The sequence below is a fragment of the Nocardioides sp. genome, assembly GCF_041600255.1.
Lineage (GTDB): Bacteria > Actinomycetota > Actinomycetes > Propionibacteriales > Nocardioidaceae > Nocardioides.
On record NZ_JBFIKK010000177.1, the window covers coordinates 1 to 4,960 of the forward strand.

The following is a 4,960-nucleotide window of genomic DNA, read 5'->3' on the forward strand; positions in this document are numbered from 1 at the left end:
CGAGCTCCCGGACGACGTGCCCGCCGAGACACGCTCACGCGCGGAGATCCACCTGGTCGAGCAGGCACGGCACTTCGCTCCACACGAGCTGCGGGTGCTGGGCCGACGCATCCTGGACGTGGTGGCCCCTGACCTGTACGAGGACCATGAGCGTCGACAGGTCGAGGCAGAGGAGCGCCGAGCTCGCCGGACGACGCGGCTGGTCAGCCAGGGTCTCGGCAACGGCGCGACCCAGGTCCGGATCACGGTGCCCGACGCCACGGCCGAGCGGCTGCTGACCTATCTGCATGCCTTCACCTCGCCGCGCCGTCAGGGCGCCGAGGCGGGCGGAGGCGTCACGGAGTCGGTGCCGTACGACGTGAACCTGGGGCAGGCGTTCTGCGCGTTGCTGGAGCGGCTCGACCCCGCCCGGCTGCCCGTGCACGGCGGCGACGCCACCACCGTGGTCGTCACCGTCGACCTCCAGACCCTGGTCGACGGGCTCGGCACCGCCGCGCTCGGCTCGGGCGGTGTGATCTCCGCGGCGGAAGCGCGCCGGCTGGCCTGCACCGCGAAGATCCAGCCGATGGTCCTGGGTGGGAAGTCCGAGATCCTCGACCTCGGCCGCTCCTCACGGCTTTTCAGTCGAGCCCAGCGCACCGCCCTCGCCGTGCGCGACCGCACCTGCCGCGCCCAGGGCTGTGACATCCCGGCCGCCTGGTGCGAGGCCCACCATGCGGCGGCTCCCTGGGCCGCCGGCGGGCGGACCGATCTCAGCGACGGCCGGCTCCTCTGCTCCTGGCATCACCATCGCGCGCACGACGATCGCTACCTCCACTCCGAGCTCCCCAACGGCGACGTTCGCTTCCATCGACGCAGATAAGCCGACGACAGGTTCGGACAACCCGGCTACCGTCCGGGCATGGGTGAGCGGGTGGGCCACGGGGAGCTGCTGCTGATCATCGGGCCGCCGGCGGTGGGCAAGATGACCGTCGGCCGTGGGGTCCAAACGCGACCTGGCCTGGTCGGAGGCGAACGTGCGGGAGTTGGGCGCTGCGCACGTGATGAACACCCGCCCCGGTGGCCAGACGCCCGCGGACGATCTCCTGGCCGGGCATCGCCACCTGCGGCTCGAGAACAGCGAGCTCAGCGCCGACCAGCCCGCCGCCCGGATCGTCGACTGGCTCGCCGCTCGACCCCGCCGGTGACCCCGCCGGTGACCCCGCCGGTGACCCCGCCGGTGACCCCGCCGTCGACCCCGCCGTCGACCCCGACGAACTGATTCGCGCAGGTGCGCGCGGGCGCCGTACTCTTCTCCCACAGGCGTTCGAGCCGTCATCAGCGGCGAGCCTCCGGAAGAACAGCCCCGCGTGACTGCGCAGGGCTCAGTAGAACCGGACGGGTAGGCCCGTCACAGCCGTGAACGAGCGGTCGCCTCCCAGCAGTCGGGGGAGTCGGCAAGCGAGGTGGTACCGCGGATCCCCGAGAGGGGAGTCGTCCTCGTGGCAGGCAATGCCCGAGCAGCACGACGTACCGCAGGAGAGCCACTGATGACCTACCCCAAGGTCTCCACCGCCGGTCCCGGCGACCACGACGACGCCACGTCCGTCTCGTCGAGCCCGAAGTTCCCGGCGATCGAGGAGCGCGTGCTCGCCTACTGGCAGGCCGACAACACCTTCCAGGCCAGCATCGACCAGCGCGACGCGGGCGTGGATGGCGCGAACGAGTTCGTCTTCTACGACGGCCCGCCGTTCGCCAACGGCCTCCCGCACTACGGCCACCTGCTCACCGGCTACGTCAAGGACCTGATTCCGCGCTACCAGACGATGCGCGGCAAGCGTGTCGAGCGCCGCTTCGGCTGGGACACGCACGGGCTGCCCGCCGAGCTCGAGGCGATGCGCCAGCTCGGCATCAAGACCACCGACGAGATCGTCGACATGGGCATCGAGAAGTTCAACGACGCCTGCCGCGACTCGGTGATGAAGTACGCCGGTGACTGGCAGGAGTACGTCACCCGCCAGGCGCGCTGGGTCGACTTCGACAACGACTACCGCACGATGAACCCCGACTACATGGAGTCGGTGATCTGGGCGTTCTCCCAGCTGCACGAGAAGGGCCTCGTCTACGAGGGCTTCCGGGTGCTGCCCTACTGCTGGAACGACGAGACCCCGCTGTCGAACCACGAGCTCCGGATGGACGACGACGTCTACCAGAACCGCCAGGACCCGGCGGTCACGGTCGGCTACCGGATGCACTCCACCGGCGAGGACGACCCGCTGGGCGGCGTGCACCTGCTCGTGTGGACCACGACCCCGTGGACGCTGCCGTCCAACCTCGCGGTCATGGTCGGCTCCGAGATCGACTACGTCGTCGTCGAGTCCGACTCGACCGGCCGTTCCGAGCGGTACCTCCTGGCCGAGGCGCGACTGCCGGCGTACGCCCGAGAGCTGGGCGAGGAGCCCGAGGTGCTGGCGCGCTACACCGGGGCCGAGCTGGTCGGGCGCACCTACACCCCGCCGTTCAGCTACTACGCCGACCACGCCAACGCCTTCCGCGTGGTCGCGGCCGACGACGCCGTGACCACCACCGACGGCACCGGGCTGGTGCACACCGCCGGCGCCTTCGGTGAGGTCGACAAGGAGGTCACCGACCGCGAGGGCATCGAGGCCGTGATGCCGGTCGGCAAGGACGGGCGGTTCACCCACCCGGTCGACGACTACGCCGGGATGCTGGTCTTCGACGCCAACCTGCCGATCATCGACCACCTCAAGGCCGCCACCCGTGGCGAGGCCGCCGGCTCGGTCAGCCCGGGCACGGTGCTGCTGCGCCGCGAGTCCTACGAGCACTCCTACCCGCACTGCTGGCGCTGCCGCGAGCCCCTGATCTACAAGGGGGTCTCGTCCTGGTTCGTCGAGGTGACCGCGATCAAGGAGCGGATGCTCGAGCTGAACGAGGAGATCCGCTGGGTCCCCGACCACATCCAGCACGGCCAGTTCGGCAAGTGGCTGGAGAACGCCCGCGACTGGTCGATCACCCGCAACCGGTTCTGGGGCTCCCCGGTGCCGGTCTGGAAGAGCGACGACCCGACGTACCCGCGGGTGGACGTCTACGGCTCGTTCGCGGAGATCGAGCGCGACTTCGGCCGGCTCCCGCTGGGCAAGGACGGCCAGCCCGACCTGCACCGGCCCTACGTCGACGACCTGGTGCGGCCCAACCCCGACGACCCTCGTTCGCCCGAGGAGGGGCAGTCGATGATGCGGCGGGTGCCCGACGTGCTCGACGTCTGGTTCGACTCCGGCTCGATGTCGTACGCGCAGGTGCACTACCCGTTCGAGAACGCCGACTGGTTCGACGGCACGGCCGACAAGAAGGCGCACTTCCCGGGCGACTTCATCGTCGAGTACATCGGCCAGACCCGCGGCTGGTTCTACACGCTGCACATCCTGGCCACCGCGATCTTCGACAAGCCCGCGTTCTCGACCTGTCTCAGCCACGGGATCGTGCTCGGCTCCGACGGCAACAAGATGTCGAAGTCGCTGCGCAACTACCCCGACGTGCGTGAGGTCTTCGACCGCGACGGCGCCGACGCCATGCGCTGGTTCCTGATGTCCTCGCCGATCCTGCGCGGCGGCAACCTCGTGGTCACCGAGCAGGGGATCCGTGACTCGGTCCGCCAGGTGCTGATCCCGCTGTGGAACAGCTGGTACTTCTTCCAGCTCTACGCGAACGCCGCCGGCGAGGGGTACGACGCCCAGCGCTCCACCGCGTCGCGTGACCCGCTGGACCGCTACCTGCTGGCCAAGTGCCGGCAGTACGTCGAGTCGATGACCCACCAGCTCGACAACTACGAGGTCGCGAACGCCTGCGACTCGACGCGGTCGTTCCTCGACGTGCTGACCAACTGGTACATCCGACGCTCGCGGGAACGGTTCTGGGCGGCCGACGGTGTCGTCGACGAGAACGCCTTCGACACGCTCTACACCGTGCTCGAGGTGGTCTGCCGGGTGACGGCGCCGCTGATGCCGCTGACCACCGAGGAGATCTGGCGCGGCCTGACCGGTGAGCGATCCGTCCACCTGACCGACTGGCCCGAGGTCGACTCGCTGCCCGACGACCCGGCATTGGTGCAGGCGATGGACGTCGTACGCGACGTGTGCTCGGCAACCTCCGCGCTGCGCAAGGCCGGCAACCTGCGCAACCGGTTGCCGCTGTCCCGGCTGACGATCGTGGTCAGCGACGCCGAGGCGCTGGCCGGCTTCGAGTCGATCGTCGCCGACGAGGTCAACGTCAAGGAGGTGCGCCTGCTCGACGCCGAGCACCCCGACGCCCAGTCCTACGGCATCTCGCAGAAGCTCACCGTCAACGCCCGCGCGGCCGGGCCCCGGCTGGGTCGTGACGTGCAGCTGGCGATCAAGGGCTCGAAGTCGGGCGACTGGTCGGTCGCCGAGGACGGCACCGTGACCTCGGGTGGACTGGCGCTGGTGGAGGGCGAGTACACGCTGGAGACGGTGGCCGGCTCGGCCGATGCCGACTCGGCGACGGGTCTGCTGCCGCACGGCGGCTTCGTCGTCCTCGACACGGCGGTCACGCCCGAGCTCGCCGCCGAGGGTCTGGCACGCGACCTGGTGCGCGCCGTACAGCAGGCACGGCGGGACGCCGACCTGGACGTCTCCGACCGGATCTCGCTGTGGATCGACGGCTCGGAGGCCGTGCGTTCGGCGGCCGGGACGCACCAGGAGCTGATCGCCTCGGAGACGCTGGCGACGGCGTTCGAGCTCGGCGCCCCGGGCGCGGGATCTGCCGCATCTGGATCTGACGGGGCTGGATCTGAAGGGGCTGGGACCTTCGACGCCGAGGCGGTCGTGGGCGAGAACGAGAAGGCGCGGATCCACCTCTCCAAGCGCTGAGCGCTGACCTGCCACTTTCGGTTGCTCAAACACCGCTGACCTGCCACTTGTGGTTGCCCAAGAGCAACCACAAG

The 4,960-nt window shown here is 69.9% G+C and carries 3 protein-coding genes; all 3 read left to right on the forward strand.

Going from position 1 to position 4,960, the window contains the following annotated elements:
- Positions 1-862, forward strand: an 862-nt coding sequence (locus tag ABZE72_RS15505) for a DUF222 domain-containing protein (protein ID WP_372729936.1), incomplete at its 5' end; no start/stop codon positions are given.
- 115 nt (positions 863-977) lie between these two features.
- On the forward strand, positions 978-1,187 hold the full coding sequence (locus ABZE72_RS15510; RefSeq protein WP_372729937.1) for a hypothetical protein: 210 nt from the start codon (positions 978-980) through the stop codon (positions 1,185-1,187).
- Positions 1,188-1,529: 342 nt separating this feature from the next.
- Complete coding sequence (gene ileS, locus ABZE72_RS15515) at positions 1,530-4,886, forward strand: isoleucine--tRNA ligase (RefSeq protein ID WP_372729938.1); 3,357 nt, start codon at positions 1,530-1,532, stop codon at positions 4,884-4,886.
- Positions 4,887-4,960: the final 74 nt, after the last annotated feature.